This is a genomic window from Achromobacter sp. UMC71 (genome assembly GCF_014170305.1).
Lineage (GTDB): Bacteria > Pseudomonadota > Gammaproteobacteria > Burkholderiales > Burkholderiaceae_B > Achromobacter.
The window spans coordinates 99,153-119,919 of sequence record NZ_LZZT01000010.1 but is presented as its reverse complement, the minus strand read 5'-3'; the positions used below and the strand labels follow the sequence as shown (position 1 = coordinate 119,919).

Here is a 20,767-nt window from a genome sequence, read left to right as displayed (position 1 = left end):
GAGGCGATGACCAGGAGGTCAGCGTCCTTGGCACGTAGAACCGGGTGACGGTGGACGGCTGGCGGGGCGCAGCCTCTTGGACGGCAAGGTCGACAACATGGTAAATGCAATGGCCATTAGCACGCCGACGCCAAGCAGTGTTACCGCACAGTCGCAGAACTACACGGCAGCGCTGAACCCGATACTGGTAGCCAACTGGCAATGACGGATGGCCACGCTCTGCATACCAAGGCCGTAGCAAGAGGGCTCCCGGCGACCTATTCTTCCTTGGCCACTCCCAGCAGGCCGCGAGCCGCAAGGTTCGCCATCAATTGGCTCAGCCCGAACGTCCAAGGGCGGATGTGGTCGCAACGGTTAACGGTATTGATCAGCTTGCCAAGCCGATCATTGGCGATGCAGACTTCGTCGCCCTGATGATGAGTGAAGCCGCCGCCAGGTTCGTCACGATCCTTTGTAGGCGCGAACAAGGTACCCAGAAACAGCATGAAACCGTCTGGGTACTGGTGATATTCCCCGCTGGTCTGGCGGACCAGATCGAGCGGGTCGCGACTGATATGTGCGAGAGAGCTTTGATCGCGCAATACAAATCCGTCTACGCCACGGACCTCCAGCAAAACAGTCAGTCTGTACAAGTCGTCCAGCGTAAAACTCTGATCGAATAGGCGGATGAAGGGGCCAATCGCGCAGGAAGCGTTGTTGTCCTTGGCCTTGCCCAGCAACAATGCGCTGCGACCCTCGAAATCCCGAAGATTAATGTCGTTGCCCAGCGCCGCGCCGAGCACACAACCTCGGCTGTTTACTGCCAGCACGACTTCCGGTTCTGGATTGTTCCATTTAGAACTGGGATGAATACCAACCTCCGCCCCAAACCCGACGGCCGACAGCACTGGTGCCTTGGTGAAGATTTCGGCGTCGGGGCCGATACCCACTTCCAGGTATTGCGACCACACCCCCTGGCTGATAAGCAACTCCTTGAGTTCCCGAGCCTTGGCCGTGCCCGGCTTGATGCTGGCGAGCGAACCGCCGAGCTGTTTCATCACCCATCGACGTACTGTTTCGGCGCGAGCCGGATCGCCCCGGGTTTGTTCTTCAATTACGCGCTCCAGCATACTGGCGGCGAAGGTTACGCCAGCAGCCTTGATGACCTGTAGATCGCAGGGAGCCAGTAAATGGATGCTATCAGGAGCATCTTCGGCGCTCAGATCGCTGACACCGCACAGACGCCGACCAGCTGTCGAACGTACCAGTCCGACGGGATCCTCCATCTCGAGCAAACCGCTCATTGTGGCGACCGTCCCGCTCAAATCGAATACGCCATCCTTGCGTAGCGCCACCACGCAGGGTCCGCCGCCAGGTCCGGCAGAGGGACTCCAGACTCGTCCCACCAGCGCCCCCTTGAAGCCGTCGTCGGGTGTCCATTCAGGACGGGATCGGGTATTGGAAGCAGGCATCGCTAGTCCTTGGCATAGGTAATGTGGAATGCGTCCCGCGCATGATGACAGTGCAGCGTGGAAAAGGCAGCAAAGAATTCCACGGATGATTCATCATAATGTGCCCGAAATCACTCGAGAAATAACTATTCTTGATTGTTCGATAACGATTACTGATCGTGTGAGATGCCTAGAGTTTCACCCTGGCGCCGCAAGTGCCAGAGCCGCGAGCCATCGTTGAAAGTCAGCGCTGAGTTCGCCGGTGAATCCAGCAAGGAGATGGAAGAGGTTGAGACCCTCAACGCCTGACTTCGCACCTGTCCAGCACTAGGCAGGCGCGAGCACGGTCTCCCTGCACAGCAACTCCAGCACATTCTTCAATGCAGGCGAATGGCTGTTGCGCTTGCGAGTAATGATTCCCAGAGGCGGCATCGACAACGGCAACGCGACGGGAAGTATCTTCAGCATACGAAAGCGCGCGTAGTGTTGCGCCACCGCCGATGGCAGCACCGAAACCATATCGCTTTTCTCCAGGAGAGCTGTGACCACGAGAATCGACGCGGATTCGACAACGTCGGGCGCATGGACCAGACCAGCATCCATCAGCGCCTGATCCACGCGCCTGCGCATCGGGCTACCAGTGGGGTGCAGTACCCAGGCGCAATCCCGGAGGTGGCTCAAGGCCAGGCGGCGCTTGGTCGCCAACGGATGGCCGGGGCGCGCGACGATGCTCATGGGCTCGCCGCCCAGCAATTGCACGTCCAGGTCCTCGTCGACGAAATGGTCGGGAAGGCGACCAAGGACCACGTCCAGATCATCTCGCAGCAACATGGGAAGCAGCAGGTCGCTGGTATCCACCAGCAAGGATATTCGCAATCGGGGGAACGCAAGCTTGCAGCGAGCCACGGCCGGCACCAGCAACGACGGAACCGCGCCGCTGACGCTCCCCATGCGAACCAGGCCGGTCGCGCCTTCAGCGAAGGCCGCCATCTCCTCGCGCGCATGGTCGAAGTTATGGAGGATGCCGCGCGCGTAACGGATCATCGTTTCCCCGAACGCCGTGGGCGACAGGCCGCGCGCGTGGCGAACGAAGAGCAGCACGCCGAGACCATCCTCCAGCTGACGCAGCAAATTGGTGGCGGCAGGCTGCGTGACGTGGATGGCCTTGGCGGCCCGATGCAAGTTGCCGTGCTTTTCCAGGGCATCCAGCAACATCACTTGCTGGCTCTTCAAGCGCAGGCGCCTGAACACGTCCTGGGATTCGAGCAGACTGTGGGCCATGAGAAGGCGATCAAGGTTCGTTATCGATGGATCAGGAATATCTATTTTTACTATACCCGTGGAAAATCTACGATGCGTCTATCCATTGACTCTTTTCCCTGCTTGCCATGTCCACTCTCATTAAACGCCTTTCCGTGCGGGACATCCGCTTCCCCACGTCTCGCTCGCTCGACGGCTCCGATGCGATGAACGCTGCGCCCGACTACTCCGCGACCTATGTGGTGCTGCATACTGACCGTTCGGACCTGGAGGGTCATGGCCTGACATTCACCATCGGACGCGGCAACGAGTTGTGCGTAGCCGCGGTGAAATCGCTCCAGGCTTTCGTCGAGGGCCGCAAGCTCGAAGAGATCACCGCCGACATGGGCGCGTTCTGGCGCCAGATCACGACAGAGGACAGCCAGCTACGCTGGGTCGGCCCTGACAAGGGTGTGATCCATCTGGCAACGGCCGCCATCGTCAACGCGGTGTGGGACCTTTGGGGAAAATCCGTCGGCAAGCCGGTGTGGAAGCTTCTGGCGGACATGAGTCCGGAAGACTTGGTACGCTGCCTGGACTTTCGCTTCGTAATGGACGCCCTGACGCCTGAGGAGGCGATAGCGCTATTGCGCCGCCGACTGCCAACACGCGGCGCGCGCGAACGCGAAATGCTGGAGCGCGGCTATCCGGCTTACACCACCTCGGCGGGTTGGCTGGGCTATCCGGAAGAGAAAGTGCGGCGCCTGGCGAGAGAGGGAATAGCCGAAGGCTGGACGCATTTCAAGCAGAAAGTCGGTGGAAATATCGAAGAGGACATCCGCCGCGCAACGATCCTGCGCGAAGAAATCGGCTGGGAACGCACGCTCATGATGGATGCGAACCAGGTGTGGGAGGTGGATGAGGCCATTCACAACATGCGACGCCTGGCGGCCTTCGAACCCTGGTGGATCGAGGAACCCACCAGCCCTGACGACATACTTGGGCATGCCGCTATCCGCCGGCGCGTAGCGCCCATCGGCGTCGCCACGGGCGAGCACTGCCACAATCGCGTGATGTTCAAGCAATTGCTGCAGGCCGGCGCAATCGACTTCTGCCAGGTCGATGCTGCGCGCCTGGGCGGGCTGAACGAAGTGCTGGTAGTGCTATTGATGGCGGCCAAGTTTGGCGTTCCGGTATGTCCGCACGCGGGCGGCGTGGGCCTGTGCGAGTACGTACAGCATATCGCGCTGTTCGACTATATCGGTGTCTCCGCCTCTCTCGACCGCCGCGTATTGGAGTATGTGGACCACTTGCACGAACACTTCCTCGATCCGGTCGTCATTCACGGTGGTCGATATATGCCCCCCAAGCGGCCCGGCTACAGCATCGAGCTGTACCCGGAAACGCTGGCGGCGCACGAGTTTCCGAACGGCGCCGTTTGGGCGTGACCCCTGGCCTGGCCCCCCCGGCTGACACCCGATATCCGCGGTCTCCGATGCCGCCTTTTTGGAAGGCCCCTCATGATACCCAACGCTTCGCGCAAGCCGCGCATTGCAGTCGTCCTGGGAGACCCGGCGGGCATTGGCCCCGAACTGGTCGCGCGGCTGCTGGCCCAGCCCGAAACCACCACACGCGCCGATCTACTTGTGATCGCCGATCCGGACGAACTGCGGCGCGGCATGGATGCCGCTGGACAACATACGCCTTGCCGCGAAATCGAATCGCTCGCCCATCTCGACCTCCGCGAGCAGGGCGCGACAGGCCGCCCCGTCATATTGCCCTTTCTCGGAACCAATCCGGCTGGCTTTGTCCGCGGGGTCAGCACAGCGGCAGGTGGACGCTATAGCCTGCGGACACTGGGTCTGGCCCTGGACGCCGTAAGCCAGGGACATGCGGATGCCATCCTGTTCGCTCCGCTCAATAAGCATTCATTGCATCTGGGCGGAATGGAAACCAGCGATGAACTGCATTGGTTTGCGCAGCAGATCCGGCATGAAGGGCCCGTATGTGAGTTCAACGTCTTGGACAAGCTCTGGACTTCCCGCGTCACCTCTCATATTCCGCTGCGCGATGTCGCGCGGCAGGTCACCGTCGAGGGAGTCATTCGCGCCATCGAGCTGATTCATCGGGCAATGGTCGATTCAGGCATTGAACAACCGCGTATCGCTGTCTGCGGATTGAATCCACACAATGGCGACAACGGCTCCTTCGGCCGCGAAGAGCTCGATGTGATCGGGCCGGCCGTCGCGGTCGCGCGCGCCAGCGGCCTGCCGGTGTCCGGCCCCTTTCCGGCAGATACCATTTTCCTCAAAGTCCAACCGGATGCGCCCGAGTACGACGGGGTGGTGACCATGTACCACGACCAGGGGCAGATTGCAATGAAGCTGATGGGCTTTTCGCGCGGGGTTACCGTGCAGGGCGGCCTGCCCATTCCCATCGTCACGCCAGCCCACGGCACCGCTTTCGATATCGCGGGCCAAGGCCGGGCCAATCCAGACGCGACCATCCGGGCGTTCCAGCTTGCCTGTCGCATGGCCTTGGCGTTGATCCGGCAAGGCACACCCCCACCCTAGTGCCGCGTTGGGGCGACAGCCGGGCCAAGACCCAGAGACAGGAAAAGGAGACAGACAATGACAACAGGACCGACCCATGAGATGGCCGTACCGGCCCGAGCGCGGCAATACAACACGATATCGGGATGGGCATCGGTCCTGTCGCTATGCATGGCATGTCTGTTTCCCGGCAACGTGTTGGCGCAGGATGCCTACCCGTCCAAGCCGATACGCCTGTTGGTGGGCGCATCCGCCGGAGGCGGCAGCGATCTCCTGGCGCGCATTCTGGCCGAACGCTGGTCGCAGTCGGTCGGACAGCCCGTCATTGTGGAGAACCGTCCGGGGGCCGCCAATACGCTGGCGGGCGCCGCGGTGGCAAAGGCGCCCGCCGATGGGTACACGTTGCTGCTTGCCACCAATACAGGGCAGTCCATCGCGCCGGCCATGATCAAGCTGCCATTCGATCCGAACAAGGACCTCCAGCCCATCGGGATGGTGATCGAGGTCCCGCAGCTCTTGATCGTCGGCCCGAAGGAAAAGGCGCGCGGCATGGCGGAGCTGATCTCTGAGATAAAAGCACGGCCGCAAGCCTTTAACTACGCGTCCTCCGGCGTGGGTAGCACACAGCATCTGGCGGGCGCCGTCTTGGCAATTGCCGCGGACCTGAAGATGAGCCACGTGCCTTACAAGGGCAGCAGTGCGGCATACCCGGACCTGATCAGCGGCCAGGTTCAGCTCATGATCGACACGTCCTCTTCGGCTATCGCTCATATTCGGACGGGAAAACTGAGAGCCCTGGCTATCACCACGCCGACGCGCTCACAGCAATTTCCGGATGTCCCCACCATGCGGGAAGCAGGCTATCCCGAGGTCGACATCACCACCTGGTACGGTCTGTACGCGCCAACGGGCACGCCCAAACCCATTCTCGACAGCCTGTACCGCGAACTGCAAAAAGCCCTTGGTGATCCAGCGACCCGCGAGCGCCTGCGGAGCATGGGTGGAGAGATTCCCTCGCTGTCGCGCCAGCAGTTCGTCGAGCTCAATCGCGCTGAGGCCGATCGCTACGGAAAACTGGTGCGCGCGTTGGGCGTGAAGGCCGACTAGGGAACGGCCATGACGACAAGAATAGACGGTGCCATCCGGCCTGACCAATCCCCCCCCCCCTCGCGCAGATTCCAAGGAAGCGCTGGCCGATGCAAGGAGCAAAATCGAAGCGTGACGGCGTTTCTATAACGAGGAGCGCCCCACAGTGCACTGGCATGGAAAACCCCTGCGGAATTCGCCCGAGAACACGGGTCCCAAGCGAATTCCCTGGCGCCAAAGGAGGACGAAATCTCTATCGGCTGATGGCCCTGCTATTGGGGGTGGGTCACATGGAACCCGGTGTGATTCAATGTGCATTCCCCGGCACGGCGCCAGTTAAAGGCGTTGCCTGTAAGGGTCGAAACTGAGGGGTACGGGCAGACCTGCTTTTCCTTTTGAACATGGACGTTCAGAGGAAAACTGAAGCCGTGGAAGAGCCCCTCCCAAAGCAGCACGGGAAGCGAGGTAGCGAGTGCGTACTTGTACGTAAGGCCCTGCACCTCCGGTGTCTGCGAGTGGTCATCCACCCAACGGTTCAGAGCGCCGATAAGATCGAAGTCAGGCACATATCCGAAGCCGTGATCGAATCCGGGGATGTGGTAATAACGGGCGAATTCATCCCACTCAGGTGTTTGCGCCACGAACCGTTGCCAGTACAGGTCGGTCTTGCTCGCGGGTACAATCTTGTCGCTCGTGCCCTGCACGATCAACAGCTTCCCACCCGCGGCACCAAACGCTGTCAAGTTCGCCGGAGGTTGCCAGGTGAGCTCGACCACGCGGCACAAGTTGTCCAGCTTTTCATCCTGGGTTCCTCCAGGTACCGTCGCCTCGACAAGCTTCTTAAACTGTTCTGAATCGGTAGCCAGACCTGTGCATCCTTCGCCAGTCGCGGCACCTGCAGTAACATCCCAGGCGGGCGCCACCGCAATAGCACCGTTGTAGTCGACTCCAAACAGCGATATCGCCTTGAGCGCCTCTCGACCTCCAGTGGAGACACCCACGAAGTAGGTACGCGTTGGCCGCGCAAGGGACAGCTGCTCGACGATGGCTATGGCCACGTCACGCACTCGCTTGATATGCTCCCCGGCAAAATTCCTTACTTCGATCTGCTGGTCCACGGTATATCCGGGCGCAGGCGGCTTGACAAAGGCCAGCGACGTACGCTTACCCCGATGCCCTGAATCGCTGGTCACCAACGCATAACCATTGGCCAGGGGTGCCTTTCCTCCCGACCAGAAATTCAAGTTCTGCAGGACCTTCCCCAGATCAAACAACTCACCGTTGAACGCCCCGCCCCCGAACTGGATCAGTTTTCCCTTCGATGAACTGTTCCAGTTCAGCGGAACGAGCAACTGGAAGCTGATGTTGGACACCTTGTTTTCTCTATCTGCAACCGCCGGGTCCGTGCTGATCTCGGGAAGGATCACGCCGACGATGTCACAGGCCGGTACCGAACCCACTTCCACTCTGCGGGCGGACGTGACGTAGGCGCCACCGGTCCTGAGTAGCCGGGGCGACGAGCCATTTACTTTAGCGATCGTCGTTTCAGGCAGGAACGCGAATTGCCCTCCCACGCCAACACCGCTGCTACCCAGAATGTCCTGGGCACTGAATTTGACCTTGTTCGGGTCAGCATTGGATCGACGATCCATGGCAACAGCAGGGGAAATTCCAGCAGTCGCCGATCGGCCAAGGTCGTCACAGGCTTGCCCTAGGTTCGAAGCTACCACCTGATCAAATGATTGGCATCCAGTGAGTGCCGCCACTGCTAGCATTCCAGCCACAACGTAAGCTTTCATCCACTTCTCCGTAAACTACATAGTCCGTCCTGAATAACTCAGATCTCAGATGCACGCAGGCCGGTTCTCGACTGGAGCAGCGATCAATTCCGTGATGAGCGCCTGTATCGACAGCCCGAGTCGAGCGCAACAAAGCCACAGCGCGGCCAGGATCAGGCGGATGTTGTGCCCTGCGCCGCACATCACCGCATGCAGTACATCGCCCAAGGCGGGGGTGTCTGAATCTCCGTGTTCGAGGCGTCTTCATCCTACGCGAAGGTCCTGAAGCGCCGTCCCGACCATAGTGCATCGGCCATGAAGTCGCAGCTCCACCCCTGGTTGGTCGACAAGCTCAGGGTGACGAGACCGATCCCGGAGCGGCGCGCCAGCAGGCCATAGCCGGTCGCATAGTGGGTGTTGAGCAGATCAGGTTTAATCCGCGAGAGCAGCCGGCGCGCACGCCGATCAGCCAACAGATAACCGAAAGGGGCGCCGTAAGGCAGCTGGTATTGCCGCACCGCGGGTGAGATGTCGGCTGACGGCGGGTTGAGCGAGAGCAGGTGGACATCGTGTCCGCGCTCGCTCAGGCCATTGGCCCGTCGCGCGGTATGGATGCTCCGGTTCGCGCCCAGCAGGGCGACCCTTAGCGGGCGGGACACGACCGGCAATGACAAAGAATGCGTGGAAGCAGGCAATTTTCTCTCAAATTTTATGCTTTACACATATCAATTCGCAAAGTTCCCCACTCTTCAAGACTTTGCATACCCTGCCCTCAGCATTTCGGGTTTTGTCATTTTCTATAGAACACATCTGTATCACGTCTCTGCATGTTGAATCTTCAAACAAATGTCAGCATCTGCTGTTGACGCTCCCCCGGAATATCCGTACAGGTCAAAACTAGAGGTAAGGCTACTTCTCAACGCCCCGCCCGGGGCGAGGAGGAGCCATGAAGCGGTCGAGATTTACCGAAGAGCAAATCGCCTACGGACTGCGACTGGCAGATAGCGGCGCATCGTCGCTGATCTGACGCGGGACAAGCAGATCCAGCAGGAGGTGGTGCAAAAAAAAGTCTGAAGGCCGCCCCACGGCGCGAGCTGGCGGCTTGGATGCACGAGCGCTTCCAGATCAGCGTGCAGCGCGCTTGCGCATTGGCATTGCTGCAACGGTCGACCTGGTACGCCAAGAGTCATGCGCGAGACCAAAGTGCGCCACGCCAGTGCATTCGCGACATCGCCCTGAGTCGTCCGAGGTTCGGCTACCGGCGTGTGTCAGTGATGTTGCAACGCGAAGGCTGGGACGTAGGCAAGAAACGCGTCTATCGTCTCTATAGCCCGGAAGGCCTGCAATTGCGGATGAAGGTCAAGCGCCGTAAACGCAGTGCGCTACTTCGGGGCAAGCCGTCGGTGCCGACCGGGCCGAACCAGCACTGGAGCATGGGTTTTGTTCATGATCAGATGCTAGACGGACGCAGCGTTCGCATCTTGACCGTCATTGATCAATGGAGTCGCGAGAGCGTCTGCCTAGAGGCCAACTTTCGGCAGACTGGCCGGTCCGTTGGCCAGGCGCTGGACCGGTCTGCGGTTCCGCGCGGCTGGCCCAAGGCAATCACCGTGGATAACGGAACGGAATTCACGTTTCGGGCGTTGGACGACTGGGCCTATCGACGCGGCATCAAGCTCGATTACACGCGCCCAGGCAAGCCGACGGATAATGGGCTGATCGAATCATTCAACGGTCGACTGCGTGATGAATTCCTTAACCTGCATGAATTCATCACGCTGCACGACCTGCAGCAAAAACTGCGAGCTTGGCAGGACGACTACAACCATCATCGTCCCCACGGCTCACTCGGTCATCTGACCCCGCGTGAGTACGTTCAAAAGTGGTCAGTGCAACCCAAAGAGGCAGCCACTCTCCAGTTTTTAACTGTCCAATTTGCGGGGGAAGGTCACTCCGGTCTTGCTGTCCGGCCACACCACGCGCCGGTTCTCGAAGTCCCGCCAGTCCCAGCGCAACGGGCAGATTTCAGAGCGCCGGGCCGCGAACTCAAACTGCAGCCGGATCGCCAGCGGAATGACGTAGTTCTCCAGTCCTTCGCCCTCCAGCCGTTGCAGACGTTGGAAGATCCGGACCAATTCATCATTCACGATGAGTCGGGTCTCTGTTCCTGGCGGCAACATCGGCACGTGCCGGCAAGTGTTCGTGCCATCCGGGCGATAGCCCCACACCTCGGCCGGATTGAACATCTTGCGCAGTACCGCGAATGCATGGTTGGCGTCGACCGGTTTGCAGGCCATTTTTTCCATCAGCCCGACGATGTCGGGGCGCTTGACGTCCTGTACCTTCTTGCGGCCGAGCAGCGGGATGATATTGCGGTCAATGACGGCCTGGTAGCCATCCTGTGTGCTTTGCCATGATGACTCCTCGGAAAGACCCGGTTCCTGGGAGCCTCATAGGGGCCAGCAGAGAGAGAGCCGGGTCAAGTTTCAGAAAGCACCGGCACATGGTGAACTCAGCTAAGCCATTGATAAACCAGCCATAGCGAGCATCAGCGTAGTCCAGCAGAGTTCGGCGCTGGAGTCATGGTGAAATAAAAAAACCGGCCGCGGCGCGATGGCCTCGCGCCGCGGCCGGTCTGCGTCAAGCCCGCTAGATATGCAGCGCGTGCCCCAGCGCCTTGAGTGCCGCTTCCTGCACGGCTTCACCCAGCGTCGGATGCGCATGGATGGTGCCCGCCACGTCTTCCAGCGTGGCGCCCATCTCCAGCGACTGGCCGAAGGCCGTCGACAGTTCCGACACCCCGCGCCCCACCGCCTGCCAGCCGACGATCAGATGGTTATCGCGGCGCGCCACCACCCGCACGAAGCCGTCGGTGGATTCCAGCGTCATGGCGCGGCCGTTGGCGGCGAACGGGAACGAGGCGGCCAGGCAGTCCAACCCCGCGGCTTCGGCGTCGGCGGGCGACAAACCCGCCACCACGACCTCGGGGTCGGTGAAGCACACCGCCGGGATCGCGGCCGGCTGGAAATGTCGGCGCTTGCCCGCCACCAGCTCGGCCACCATTTCGCCCTGCGCCATGGCGCGATGCGCCAGCATGGGTTCACCGGCGATATCGCCGATGGCCCAGACGTCGCGCATGGAGGTGCGGCATTGGTCGTCGATACGCAGCGCATTGCCCTTGCGATCGAGTTGCAGGTTTTCCAGGCCCCAGCCCTGCGTGCGCGGCCGCCGGCCCACGGCGATCAGCACGCGGTCGGCGGGCAGCTGGGTTTCGGCGCCGCTGGCGTCCTGCACCCGCACCGCGTTGCCGGCGCCGTTCAGCCCCAGCACCTTGCGGCCCAGATGCAGTTCGACGCCCAGCTTGGCCAGCGCCGCGCCCACGGGCTTGGTGAGTTCGGCGTCGTAGGTGGGCAGGATGCGGTCCTGCGCCTCGACCACGGCCACCTCGGCGCCCAGCTTGCGGTACACCGTGCCCAGCTCCAGGCCGATGTAGCCGCCGCCCACCACCACCAGCTTCTTGGGGATGTCGGCGGGCGACAGCGCCTCGGTGGATGACACCACGATGCCGCCGAACGGCACCGACGGCAGCGGCGTCGGCTCGGAGCCGGCCGCCAGCAGCAGGTGTTCGCACTGGATCCGCAGGCGCCCCTGGTCGGCGGTCTCGACCTCGACCGTCTTGCCGTCCAGCAGGCTGGCCCAGCCGTGCACCACCTGCACGCCGTTCTTCTTGAGCAGCGCGCCGACGCCGCCGGTCAGTTTACCGACGATGCCGTCTTTCCAGGCCACCGTGCGGCCGATGTCGATGGCCGGCGCCGACACCGAAATGCCCAGCGCCGACTGGCCGGCGTAATGCCGGGCCTTGTCGAATTCCTCGGCCGCGTGGATCAGCGCCTTGGACGGAATGCAGCCGATGTTCAGGCAGGTGCCGCCCAGGCGGTCGCCTTCGACCAGGATGGTGGGCACGCCCAACTGACCGGCCCGGATCGCGGCCACGTAGCCGCCGGGCCCGCCGCCGATCACCAGCAAGGTTGTCGTCTTGGTTGTCTGGCTCATGCTTACTCCACGAAAAGCAGCGCGGGTTGTTCCAGCAGCGCGCGCACGGCCTGGATGAACCGGGCGGCGTCCATGCCGTCGACCACGCGGTGGTCGAACGAAGACGACAGGTTCATCAGCTTGCGCGCCACCACGGCGCCTTGGCGGAAGGCGGGCCGCTCGACGATGCGGTTCACGCCCACGATGCCGACCTCGGGATGGTTGATGACCGGCGTGGTGACGATGCCGCCCAGCGGCCCCAGGCTGGTGATGGTGATGGTCGAGCCCGACAGCTCGTCGCGCCCGGCGCTGCCGGTGCGCACCGCCTGCGCCAACCGCGTGATCTCGGCCGCCATGACCCAGACGTCGCGGGCCTCGGCGTGGCGCATCACCGGCACCATCAGCCCGCCGTCGCTCTGCGTGGCGATGCCGATGTGCACGGCGCCATAGCGCGTCACCTGGCCGGCTTCGTCGTCATAGCGCGCGTTGATCTGCGGAAAATCGCGCAGCGCGATCACCATGGCCCGCGCCAACAGCGGCAGCAGCGTCAGCTTGCCGCGCGCCTCGCCGAACTTCTGGTTCAGCTGCGCGCGCAGGTCTTCCAGCTCGGTGACGTCGATCTCTTCCACGTAGCTGAAGTGCGGAATGCGGCGCTTGGACTCGGCCATCTTCTGCGCGATCTTCCTGCGCAGGCCGATGACCGGCACGAGTTCCTCGTCGTTGCGTTCGGCGTACGCCGGGCCGCTGCGCGCGCTGGCTGCCCCCTGCCCTTGCAGATAGGCGTCCAGGTCTTCGTGCATGACACGGCCGGCAGGGCCGCTGCCCGGCACGAAACGCAGCTCGACGCCCAGGTCCCAGGCGCGCTTGCGCACGGCGGGCGAGGCCAGCGGTTTTTCGCCTGGCTGGCGCGCGGCGGCGGGCGCCTGGCGGGTTGCGGCGGCCCGGCCTTGCGGCGCGGAACCGGCGGCCGGAGCCGGGGCGCCCGGTTGCAGCGACGCGGCGATCTGCCCCGCCATGCCGCCGGCGGCCGGCGCCTTGTCCGTCTTGGCGACGGCAGGCGCGGCGGCGGCAGCCGGCGCTGGTGCAGCGGGCGTCGCCGCTGGCGGCTTGTGCGGCGCGGCCGCATCGGCCTTGAGGTTGCCCTCGCCTTCGACTTCCAGGCGGATCAGTTCGCCGCCCACGGCCATCACCTGGCCCACGTCGCCGCCCAGCGCGACCACGCGGCCCACCACGGGCGACGGAATTTCGACCGTGGCCTTGTCGGTCATGACGTCGGCCAGCGGCTGGTCTTCGGCGACCGTGTCGCCGACCTTGACGTGCCAGCCTACGAGTTCGACCTCGGCAATGCCTTCGCCGATGTCAGGCATCTTGATGACATGAATCCCCATCTCACACCTCCATCGCGCGTTTGAACGCTTCGCCGACCCGGCGCGGGCCGGGGAAGTACGCCCATTCCTGCGCGTGCGGGTAGGGAGTATCCCAGCCGGTCACCCGCTCCACGGGCGCCTCCAGGTGATGGAAGCAGTGCTCCTGCACCAGCGCGATGAGTTCCGCGCCATAGCCGCAGGTGCGCGTGGCTTCGTGCACCACGACGCAGCGGCCGGTCTTTTTCACCGAGTTCACGATGGTTTCCAGATCCAGCGGCCACAGGCTGCGCAGGTCGATGACTTCGGCGTCGATGCCGGTTTCTTCGGCAGCCGTCAGCGACACGTGCACGGTGGTGCCGTAGGTCAGCACCGTCAGCGCGTTGCCGGGCCGCACGATGGCGGCCGTGTCCAGCGGCACGGTGTAGTAGCCCGTGGGCACCACGCTGCCCGGACGGCCGGTCCAGGGCGTGACGGGACGGTCGTGATGGCCGTCGAACGGGCCGTTGTACAGCCGCTTGGGTTCCAGGAAGATGACCGGATCGTCGTTCTCGATGGACGCGATCAGAAGGCCCTTGGCGTCGTACGGATTGGACGGCATCACCGTGCGCAGGCCGCAGACCTGGGTAAACATGGCCTCGGGGCTCTGGCTGTGCGTCTGGCCGCCGTAGATGCCGCCGCCGCAAGGCATGCGGATCGTCATGGGCGCGATGAACTCGCCCACCGAGCGGTAGCGCAGGCGCGCCGCCTCGGACACGATCTGGTCCGACGCCGGATAGAAGTAGTCGGCGAACTGGATTTCGCAGACGGGCCGCAGGCCGTAGGCGCCCATGCCTACCGCCACGCCCACGATGCCGCCTTCGGAAATGGGGGTGTCGAACACGCGCGAGCTGCCGAACTTGGCCTGCAGGCCCTCGGTGCAGCGGAACACGCCGCCGAAATAGCCGACGTCCTGGCCGAACACCACGACGTTGTTGTCGCGCTCCAGCATGACATCCATGGCCGAGCGCAAAGCCTGGATCATGGTCATCGGCGCGGAGGCCGGACCAGCGTTGTTATCGATAGCCATCACTCACACTCCGAGCTGCTGACGCTGCCGGCGCAGATGCTCCGGCATGTCCTTGTAGACGTCTTCAAAAATGCTGGCGGCGCTGGGGACGTGGCCGTCCACCAGGGTGCCGTAGCTTTCCGCTTCTTTCTGGGCCGCCTGGATCTCGGCGTCGAGCTCGGCGCGCACGGCGTCGTGTTCGGCGTCGGACCAGATGCCCAGCAGGATCAGATGCTTCTTGAAGCGTTCGATCGGATCGCCCAGCGGGAAGTGGCTCCAGTCGTCGCCCGGACGGTACTTGGAGGGGTCATCGGAAGTGGAGTGCGGGCCCGCGCGGTAGGTCACCCATTCGATCAGGGTCGGGCCCAGGTTGCGGCGGGCGCGTTCGGCGGCCCAGCGCGAGGCGGAATACACCGCCAGGAAATCATTGCCGTCCACCCGCAGCGAAGCGATGCCGCAGCCTACGCCGCGGCCGGCGAAGGTGGCGCCCTCGCCCCCGGCGATGGCCTGGAAGGTCGAGATGGCCCACTGGTTGTTGACCACGTTCAGGATCACCGGGGCGCGGTACACGTGCGCGAAGGTCAGCGCGGTATGGAAGTCGGCTTCGGCGGTGGCGCCGTCGCCGATCCAGCCGGACGCGATGCGCGTGTCGCCCTTGATGGCCGAGGCCATGGCCCAGCCCACCGCCTGGATGAACTGCGTGGCCAGGTTGCCGGAAATGGTGAAAAAGCCATTGGGCTTATCGGAATACATCACCGGCAACTGGCGGCCCTTGAGCGGGTCGCGCTCGTTGGACATCAGCTGGCACATCATGGTGACCAGCGACACGTCGCGCGACAGCAGGATGCTCTGCTGGCGGTAGGTCGGGAAACACATGTCGCCCTGCTCCAGCGCCAGCGCATGGGCCGAGCCGATCGCCTCCTCGCCCAGGCTCTGCATGTAGAACGAGATCTTCTTCTTGCGCTGCGCAGTCAGCATCCGGCCGTCGAAGATGCGCGTCTTGAGCATGGCGCGCATGCCCGCGCGCAATTGCTCATTCGTGATCTCCGGCGCCCACGGACCCACGGCGCGGCCGTCGTCGTCGATGACACGGATCAGGCTGTACGCCAGGGGACCGGTGTCGATCGCGGCCACATCGATGGGGGGTTTGGGCACCTCGCCGGGCGGCGACAGGCGCAGGTAGGAAAAGTCGGTCTTGCAACCCGGACGCCCGGTAGGCTCGGGGACGTGCAACTTCAGCGGCCCATATTGGCTCATGTATTGTCTCCACGCTTGATCGTGTCATGCGTCTTCTTCTTGCCAAAGACACTGTCCAAGGGGGTGACCTCGAACATTGCCATCGTCGGCGCGTGCAAAGGGATGAACATGCACGGCCGGGGGCCAGATTAGCACAGGGCACGAGGGCTTGCGATGGGCCCGCGAGAGAATGAAAAACCCGGCTCGCGGCCGGGTTTTTCGCATCATGGGCAACGCGCGCGGCGCGTCAGACCGGGCCGTTCCATTCCGACACGAACTCGCGGAAATCCGGACGGTGCGCCGGCGGCACGGCGCAGGCCGGCGTGCCGATGGCCAGGAAGCCCAGGAAGCGGTAGTCCAGCGAATCCAGGCCCAGCGCGTGCTGGACGTCTTCGACGTAGGTGCCGATGCCGGTGCTCCAGAACGCGCCGTAGCCCAGCATGTGGGCGGCGTTCAGGATGTTCATGGTGGCGCAGCCGGTGGCCAGCAATTGCTCGGCCTCGGGGATCTTGGTGTTGTCGTGCGCGATCTTCTGCGCCACGGCGACGAACAGCGGTACCGCGGCCATCCATTCGCGCACCGACTTTTCCTTTTCGGGGGTCATGCGCGGATCGCCGCTGCGCTTGACGGCTTCCAGCGCCACGTCGGCCAGTTTGCCGATGGCTTCGCCCTGGATCACCACGAAACGCCACGGGCGCAAGGCGCCGTGGTCAGGGGCCGACATGGCGGCCTGCAGAATCTGTTCCAGTTCGTCGGGTTTGGGCGCCGGCGCCCGCAGGAACTTGACGGAACGGCGCGAGGTGATGGCGTGCAGCGGAGTGGCGGTGGTGGTCAGGGTCATGGATCAGGCGCAATAGGGCTGAAGCGGGGAAAGCAGCAACAGCGTAAATAGGAAAGGTTCTCATATTACGCCACGACCGCGGCGAGGTGGGCTATCCCCCTGCCCGGCGCATGGCGACTCGGGGCGCTGGCGCGGAACATACCCGGCTGCCCCCGGCAACATCAGCCCAAGTGGGTATGGCGTTCCTGGCGCTCTTCGACCTGCATTTCCGACAGGCCGTGCAGGATGCCGCAGTCGTCGGTGTCGGGCCGCGCCGACAGGCAGCGCTGGCGCAGTTCGGTCAGTTGCGACTTCAGCTGGGTCAGTTCGGCGATGCGCTCGTCCACGTGCGAGATGTGCTCGTCGAACAGCTCGTTGATGGGGCCGCAGCCCGTTTGATGGTTGTCCGCCAGCGACAGGATGGCGCGGATCTCGTCCTGCGTCATGTCCAGCGCGCGGCAATTGCGGATCAGGCGCAGGCGCTCCAGGTGGGTCTGGCCGTAGCTGCGGTAATTGTTCAGGCCGCGCTCCGGCGCGGGCAGCAGCCCTTCTTTCTCGTAATACCTGACGGTTTCGACCGTCGTGCCGGCCGCCGTGGCCAATTCGCCGATGCGCATAGCGCCTCCCGGAACACGTCCCTGCAATCAGGGGGTTGACCCTATAGTAACTCCAAGGTGTGAAATGCGCTCACTGGCTTAAGAAAAGGCAACGAGCATGTCCTTGGCACCGATCAAACACCCCGACAACACCGCCCCGGCGCGGGCCGACGCCTGCTGCGGCGGGCACGGCGATGCGCCGGCGAAGGCGCAAGATCACGATCATTCCCACAGCCACGACCACGATCATGGCCACGGTCACGGCCATGATCACAAGCACGATCACCGGCACGCCCACGCCCACGCCCCCGCCGCGGCCTGCTGCGGCCACGATCACGGCGCGACCGACATCCGCCTGTCCGGCAGCGGCGCAGCCATCCTGCAAGCCGGCCCCGGCCAGATGCTGGCTCGCCTGCGCATCGGCCAGATGGACTGCCCGACCGAGGAAACGCTGATCCGCAAGAAGCTGGACGGCATGGACGAGGTCCACGCGCTGGACTTCAACCTGATGCAGCGCATCCTGACGGTGGTGCATGCCGAAGGCGCGCTGGACCGCGTCGTGGCCGCCATCCACTCGCTGGGCATGACGCCCGAACCGCTGGCCGACGATGACGCCGCGCGCACGCCCGCCCCCGCCGCCGCCCCCGTGAACTGGTGGGCGATCGGCGGGGCCGGCGCGCTGGCCGCGCTGTCCGAAGCCTCGCACTTCGCCGGCATGCATTGGGGCGTTACCGCGGCCCTGGCCGTAGCCGCCATCCTGGCCTGCGGCATCAGCACCTATCGCAAGGGCTGGATCGCCGTGCGCAACGGCAACCTGAACATCAACGCGCTCATGAGCATCGCCGTCACCGGCGCCGTGCTGATCGGCCAGTGGCCCGAAGCCGCCATGGTGATGTTCCTGTTCAACGTCGCCGAACTGATCGAGGCGCGCTCGCTGGACCGCGCCCGCAACGCCATCCGCGGGCTGCTCGACCTGGCCCCGGAAACCGCCACCGTGCGCCAGGCCGACGGCAACTGGCGCGAGGTGCCGGCGACCCAATTGCAGGTGGACGACGTCGTGCGCGTGCGGCCCGGCGAGCGCATCGCCGCCGACGGCATCATCGTCAGCGGCCGCTCGGCGGTGGACCAGTCGCCCATCACCGGCGAAAGCCTGCCCGTGGAAAAGGCCGAGAACGATCCTGTATACGCGGCCACCGTCAACGCAGCCGGTTCGTTCGAATACCGCGTCACCGCGGCGGCGGGCAACACCACGCTGGCGCGCATCATCCACGCGGTGGAACAGGCCCAGGGCGCGCGCGCCCCGACCCAGCGCTTCATCGACCGCTTCTCGCGCATTTACACGCCCGTCGTGGTGGGGGTGGCGCTGCTGGTAGCCGTGCTGCCGCCGCTGTTCTGGGGCCAGCCCTGGTTCGACGCGATCTACCGCGCGCTGGCGCTGCTGATCATCGCCTGCCCCTGCGCCCTGGTGATTTCCACGCCGGTCAGCATCGTCAGCGGCCTGACCGCGGCGTCGCGCCGCGGCATCCTGGTCAAGGGCGGCGTCTATCTTGAAGAAGGCCGCAACCTGAAGTGGCTGGCGCTGGACAAGACCGGCACGCTGACCCACGGCAAGCCGGTGCAGACGGACCTGCAGGATTGGGACGTGTCCGACCAGACTCGCCAGCCCGCCGCCCTGGTCGCCGCCAGCCTGGCCGCGCGCTCGGACCACCCCGTGTCGCTGGCCGTGGCCAATGCGGCGCGCGAAGCCGGCAAGACGCTGCTGGAGGTGCGGGACTTCACCGCCCTGCCCGGCCGCGGCGTCAGCGGCCAAGTGGACGGCGTGCTGTTCCAGCTGGGCAACCGCCGCCTGATGCGCGAACTGGGCGTGTCCAGCCCCAAGCTGGAAGCGCGCCTGGACGAACTGGAACGCCAAGGCAAGAGCGCCATCGCCCTGAGCGACGGCAGCCGCGTGCTGGCGGTGGCGGCCGTGGCCGACACGGTCAAGCCCACCAGCGCCGCCGCCATCGCCGACCTGCATGCCCTGGGCGTACGCACGCTGATGCTGACGGGCGACAACACCCCCACCGCGCAAGCGATCGCCCAGCAGGTGGGCATCGACGAGGCGCGCGGCGATCAGCTGCCCGAAGACAAGCTGGCCGCTATCGAAGGCAAGCTCTCGCCCAGCGGCAAGGTCGGCATGGTGGGTGACGGCATCAATGACGCGCCCGCGCTGGCCCGCGCCGACATCGGCTTCGCGATGGGCGCGGCCGGCACCGGCACCGCCATCGAAACGGCCGACGTGGCCCTGATGGATGACGACCTGCGCAAGATCGGCACCTTCCTGCGGCTGTCGCGCGCCACCCACCGCGTGCTGATCCAGAACATCGTGCTGGCCCTGGGCATCAAGGCAGTGTTCCTGGCCCTGGCGATGACCGGCAACGCGACCCTGTGGATGGCGGTGTTCGCCGACGTGGGCGCCAGCCTGCTGGTGGTGGCCAATGGCCTGCGCCTGCTGCGCGCCGCGCCGCAATCGGCCTGATCCGGCACGGCCGTCTCGATGCAAAACGCCCTGGCGGGAAACCGCCAGGGCGTTTGCTTGGGGACCCACGGATTGGCCGCCGGGAAAGTGGCCGCATCCGTAGTAGATGCCGGGCGATGAACAGACCCGCTGACCGGTTCGCCGGACAGCGGCCCGGCGAACCGGTCAGCCCGTCTGCTCTTCCTGCGGCCAGTCGCGCAGCACCGGCGCGTCAGGCGCGCCCGGCCCCACGTCGCGCAGATGCTCGTGCTGCAGCAGCGCCATGCGATAGGCATCGCGATACAGGCCATTGGAAAAGAACTCTTCCTTCAGCAGCCCTTCGATCTGAAAGCCGCAGCGTTCGTACACGTGCACGGCGGCGGTGTTGTCCTTGTCGACCACCAGGTAGACCTTGTGCAGGTTCAGCACGCGGAACGCATAGCCCACCGCAATGCGGGTGGCCGCCTTGGCGTAGCCCCGGCCTTGATAGCTGGGCGCGATGATGATCTGGAATTCGGCGCGGCGGTGGATATAGTCGATTTCCACCAGCTCGACCAGGCCCGCGGGCTGGCCAGTGTCGTGCTCGATGATGAAACGCCGCTCGTTCTGGTCGTGCAAGTGGCGGTCATAGAGGGCAACCAGTTCGTCGTAGGCCTCGTAGGGCTCTTCGAACCAATAACGCATGATGACGTCGTTGTTGTTGATCTTGTGCACGAAGTGCAGGTCGCCGCGCTCCAGGGGGCGTATTTTGATATCGGATATTACCGACATAGAAACCTCCGAAAGTGCGTCTATTGTAGTCGAATCTGCCCTGAAATGCCCAAATAGCGGCTTTTCTAAAATAAAAATGGCTTATTTATTGATTCTCAGCAGGAAAATCAATGAAAAACCGCATGAATGCTGGGTCTATGAATTTCCGTACTCTCCGATGGTAACTAAATACCCGGGATCCGCGCCCGATCGGAAGGTTCCCATTTTTCATGCGAAAAGGCCGCCCACGACCCTCGATAGCGGGCCGCCTGGCGGCCGCCACGGACGCCTCGCCGACCGGATCCCCATCCGCCCGCGCGGCTCGTTCGCGCCGACGGA

At 63.9% G+C, this 20,767-nt stretch carries 15 protein-coding genes and 2 pseudogenes; 5 read left to right on the top strand and 12 right to left on the bottom strand.

Going from position 1 to position 20,767, the window contains the following annotated elements; all coding sequences use genetic code 11:
• Positions 1-257: 257 nt before the first annotated feature.
• Both A9974_RS04070 and A9974_RS04065 read right to left on the bottom strand, forming a co-directional pair.
• Positions 258-1,451, bottom strand: a complete 1,194-nt coding sequence (locus tag A9974_RS04070; RefSeq protein ID WP_183002873.1) for a fumarylacetoacetate hydrolase family protein — start codon at positions 1,449-1,451, stop codon at positions 258-260.
• 306 nt (positions 1,452-1,757) lie between these two features.
• Positions 1,758-2,711 (bottom strand): LysR family transcriptional regulator, encoded by a 954-nt coding sequence (locus A9974_RS04065; protein ID WP_183002872.1) that lies wholly within the window; start codon positions 2,709-2,711, stop codon positions 1,758-1,760.
• Positions 2,712-2,818: 107 nt separating this feature from the next.
• Here A9974_RS04065 and A9974_RS04060 point away from each other — a divergent pair, with 107 nt between their 5' ends.
• From A9974_RS04060 to A9974_RS04050, 3 genes are all read left to right on the top strand, one after another.
• A complete protein-coding gene (locus A9974_RS04060; protein WP_183002871.1) occupies positions 2,819-4,117 on the top strand; it encodes an L-fuconate dehydratase in 1,299 nt (432 codons plus the stop codon).
• A 72-nt stretch (positions 4,118-4,189) separates the two neighbouring features.
• A complete protein-coding gene (locus A9974_RS04055; protein WP_183002870.1) occupies positions 4,190-5,242 on the top strand; it encodes a 4-hydroxythreonine-4-phosphate dehydrogenase PdxA in 1,053 nt (350 codons plus the stop codon).
• A gap of 57 nt (positions 5,243-5,299) precedes the next feature.
• The gene (locus tag A9974_RS04050) at positions 5,300-6,328 is read left to right on the top strand and encodes a tripartite tricarboxylate transporter substrate binding protein (protein ID WP_255467997.1); all 1,029 of its coding nucleotides are present in this window, start codon (positions 5,300-5,302) and stop codon (positions 6,326-6,328) included.
• Between the two features lie 251 nt (positions 6,329-6,579).
• On the opposite strand, the gene A9974_RS04045 is transcribed toward A9974_RS04050, so the two are convergent.
• Together A9974_RS04045 and A9974_RS04035 are read right to left on the bottom strand one after the other, a co-directional pair.
• Positions 6,580-8,106, bottom strand: a complete 1,527-nt coding sequence (locus tag A9974_RS04045) for a tannase/feruloyl esterase family alpha/beta hydrolase (protein ID WP_183002869.1) — start codon at positions 8,104-8,106, stop codon at positions 6,580-6,582.
• A 248-nt stretch (positions 8,107-8,354) separates the two neighbouring features.
• Positions 8,355-8,780, bottom strand: a complete 426-nt coding sequence (locus A9974_RS04035) for a glycosyltransferase (protein WP_370539567.1) — start codon at positions 8,778-8,780, stop codon at positions 8,355-8,357.
• Between the two features lie 375 nt (positions 8,781-9,155).
• Here A9974_RS04035 and A9974_RS04030 point away from each other — a divergent pair.
• A pseudogene (locus A9974_RS04030) lies at positions 9,156-9,953 on the top strand (IS3 family transposase); the annotation flags it as partial.
• Positions 9,954-10,037: 84 nt separating this feature from the next.
• Here the strand turns inward: A9974_RS04030 and A9974_RS29380 are convergent.
• The 7 genes and pseudogenes from A9974_RS29380 to cadR form a co-directional block, all read right to left on the bottom strand.
• A pseudogene (locus A9974_RS29380) lies at positions 10,038-10,496 on the bottom strand (integrase); the annotation flags it as partial.
• A 238-nt stretch (positions 10,497-10,734) separates the two neighbouring features.
• Complete coding sequence (lpdA, locus tag A9974_RS04025; RefSeq protein ID WP_183002868.1) at positions 10,735-12,138, bottom strand: dihydrolipoyl dehydrogenase; 1,404 nt, start codon at positions 12,136-12,138, stop codon at positions 10,735-10,737.
• A 2-nt stretch (positions 12,139-12,140) separates the two neighbouring features.
• A complete protein-coding gene (locus A9974_RS04020; RefSeq protein ID WP_183002867.1) occupies positions 12,141-13,505 on the bottom strand; it encodes a dihydrolipoamide acetyltransferase family protein in 1,365 nt (454 codons plus the stop codon).
• Position 13,506: 1 nt separating this feature from the next.
• On the bottom strand, positions 13,507-14,550 hold the full coding sequence (locus tag A9974_RS04015) for an alpha-ketoacid dehydrogenase subunit beta (RefSeq protein WP_183002866.1): 1,044 nt from the start codon (positions 14,548-14,550) through the stop codon (positions 13,507-13,509).
• Between the two features lie 3 nt (positions 14,551-14,553).
• The gene (locus A9974_RS04010) at positions 14,554-15,786 is read right to left on the bottom strand and encodes a 3-methyl-2-oxobutanoate dehydrogenase (2-methylpropanoyl-transferring) subunit alpha (RefSeq protein ID WP_183002865.1); all 1,233 of its coding nucleotides are present in this window, start codon (positions 15,784-15,786) and stop codon (positions 14,554-14,556) included.
• A gap of 226 nt (positions 15,787-16,012) precedes the next feature.
• Complete coding sequence (locus A9974_RS04005) at positions 16,013-16,606, bottom strand: nitroreductase (protein WP_183002864.1); 594 nt, start codon at positions 16,604-16,606, stop codon at positions 16,013-16,015.
• A gap of 161 nt (positions 16,607-16,767) precedes the next feature.
• Positions 16,768-17,202, bottom strand: coding sequence for a Cd(II)/Pb(II)-responsive transcriptional regulator (gene cadR, locus A9974_RS04000; protein ID WP_183002863.1), 435 nt, complete (start codon positions 17,200-17,202; stop codon positions 16,768-16,770).
• A 97-nt stretch (positions 17,203-17,299) separates the two neighbouring features.
• Here cadR and A9974_RS03995 point away from each other — a divergent pair, with 97 nt between their 5' ends.
• Complete coding sequence (locus tag A9974_RS03995) at positions 17,300-19,699, top strand: heavy metal translocating P-type ATPase (protein ID WP_255467996.1); 2,400 nt, start codon at positions 17,300-17,302, stop codon at positions 19,697-19,699.
• Positions 19,700-19,864: 165 nt separating this feature from the next.
• Here A9974_RS03995 and speG read toward each other — a convergent pair whose 3' ends face one another.
• Entirely contained in the window at positions 19,865-20,449 is a 585-nt protein-coding gene (speG, locus tag A9974_RS03990) for a spermidine N1-acetyltransferase (RefSeq protein ID WP_183002862.1), read from the bottom strand.
• Positions 20,450-20,767 lie beyond the last annotated feature (318 nt).

What these genes read in the sequence shown, in the direction of transcription:
- A9974_RS03995 (WP_255467996.1), top strand. Translation starts at nt 17,300, where the DNA reads ATGTCCTTGGCACCGATCAAACACCCCGACAACACCGCCCCGGCGCGG.
- A9974_RS04010 (WP_183002865.1), bottom strand. Translation starts at nt 15,786, where the DNA reads ATGAGCCAATATGGGCCGCTGAAGTTGCACGTCCCCGAGCCTACCGGG.
- A9974_RS04070 (WP_183002873.1), bottom strand. Translation starts at nt 1,451, where the DNA reads ATGCCTGCTTCCAATACCCGATCCCGTCCTGAATGGACACCCGACGAC.
- A9974_RS04055 (WP_183002870.1), top strand. Translation starts at nt 4,190, where the DNA reads ATGATACCCAACGCTTCGCGCAAGCCGCGCATTGCAGTCGTCCTGGGA.
- A9974_RS04020 (WP_183002867.1), bottom strand. Translation starts at nt 13,505, where the DNA reads ATGGGGATTCATGTCATCAAGATGCCTGACATCGGCGAAGGCATTGCC.
- A9974_RS04050 (WP_255467997.1), top strand. Translation starts at nt 5,300, where the DNA reads ATGACAACAGGACCGACCCATGAGATGGCCGTACCGGCCCGAGCGCGG.
- cadR (WP_183002863.1), bottom strand. Translation starts at nt 17,202, where the DNA reads ATGCGCATCGGCGAATTGGCCACGGCGGCCGGCACGACGGTCGAAACC.
- A9974_RS04005 (WP_183002864.1), bottom strand. Translation starts at nt 16,606, where the DNA reads ATGACCCTGACCACCACCGCCACTCCGCTGCACGCCATCACCTCGCGC.
- speG (WP_183002862.1), bottom strand. Translation starts at nt 20,449, where the DNA reads ATGTCGGTAATATCCGATATCAAAATACGCCCCCTGGAGCGCGGCGAC.
- A9974_RS04045 (WP_183002869.1), bottom strand. Translation starts at nt 8,106, where the DNA reads ATGAAAGCTTACGTTGTGGCTGGAATGCTAGCAGTGGCGGCACTCACT.
- A9974_RS04060 (WP_183002871.1), top strand. Translation starts at nt 2,819, where the DNA reads ATGTCCACTCTCATTAAACGCCTTTCCGTGCGGGACATCCGCTTCCCC.
- A9974_RS04065 (WP_183002872.1), bottom strand. Translation starts at nt 2,711, where the DNA reads ATGGCCCACAGTCTGCTCGAATCCCAGGACGTGTTCAGGCGCCTGCGC.
- A9974_RS04015 (WP_183002866.1), bottom strand. Translation starts at nt 14,550, where the DNA reads ATGGCTATCGATAACAACGCTGGTCCGGCCTCCGCGCCGATGACCATG.
- lpdA (WP_183002868.1), bottom strand. Translation starts at nt 12,138, where the DNA reads ATGAGCCAGACAACCAAGACGACAACCTTGCTGGTGATCGGCGGCGGG.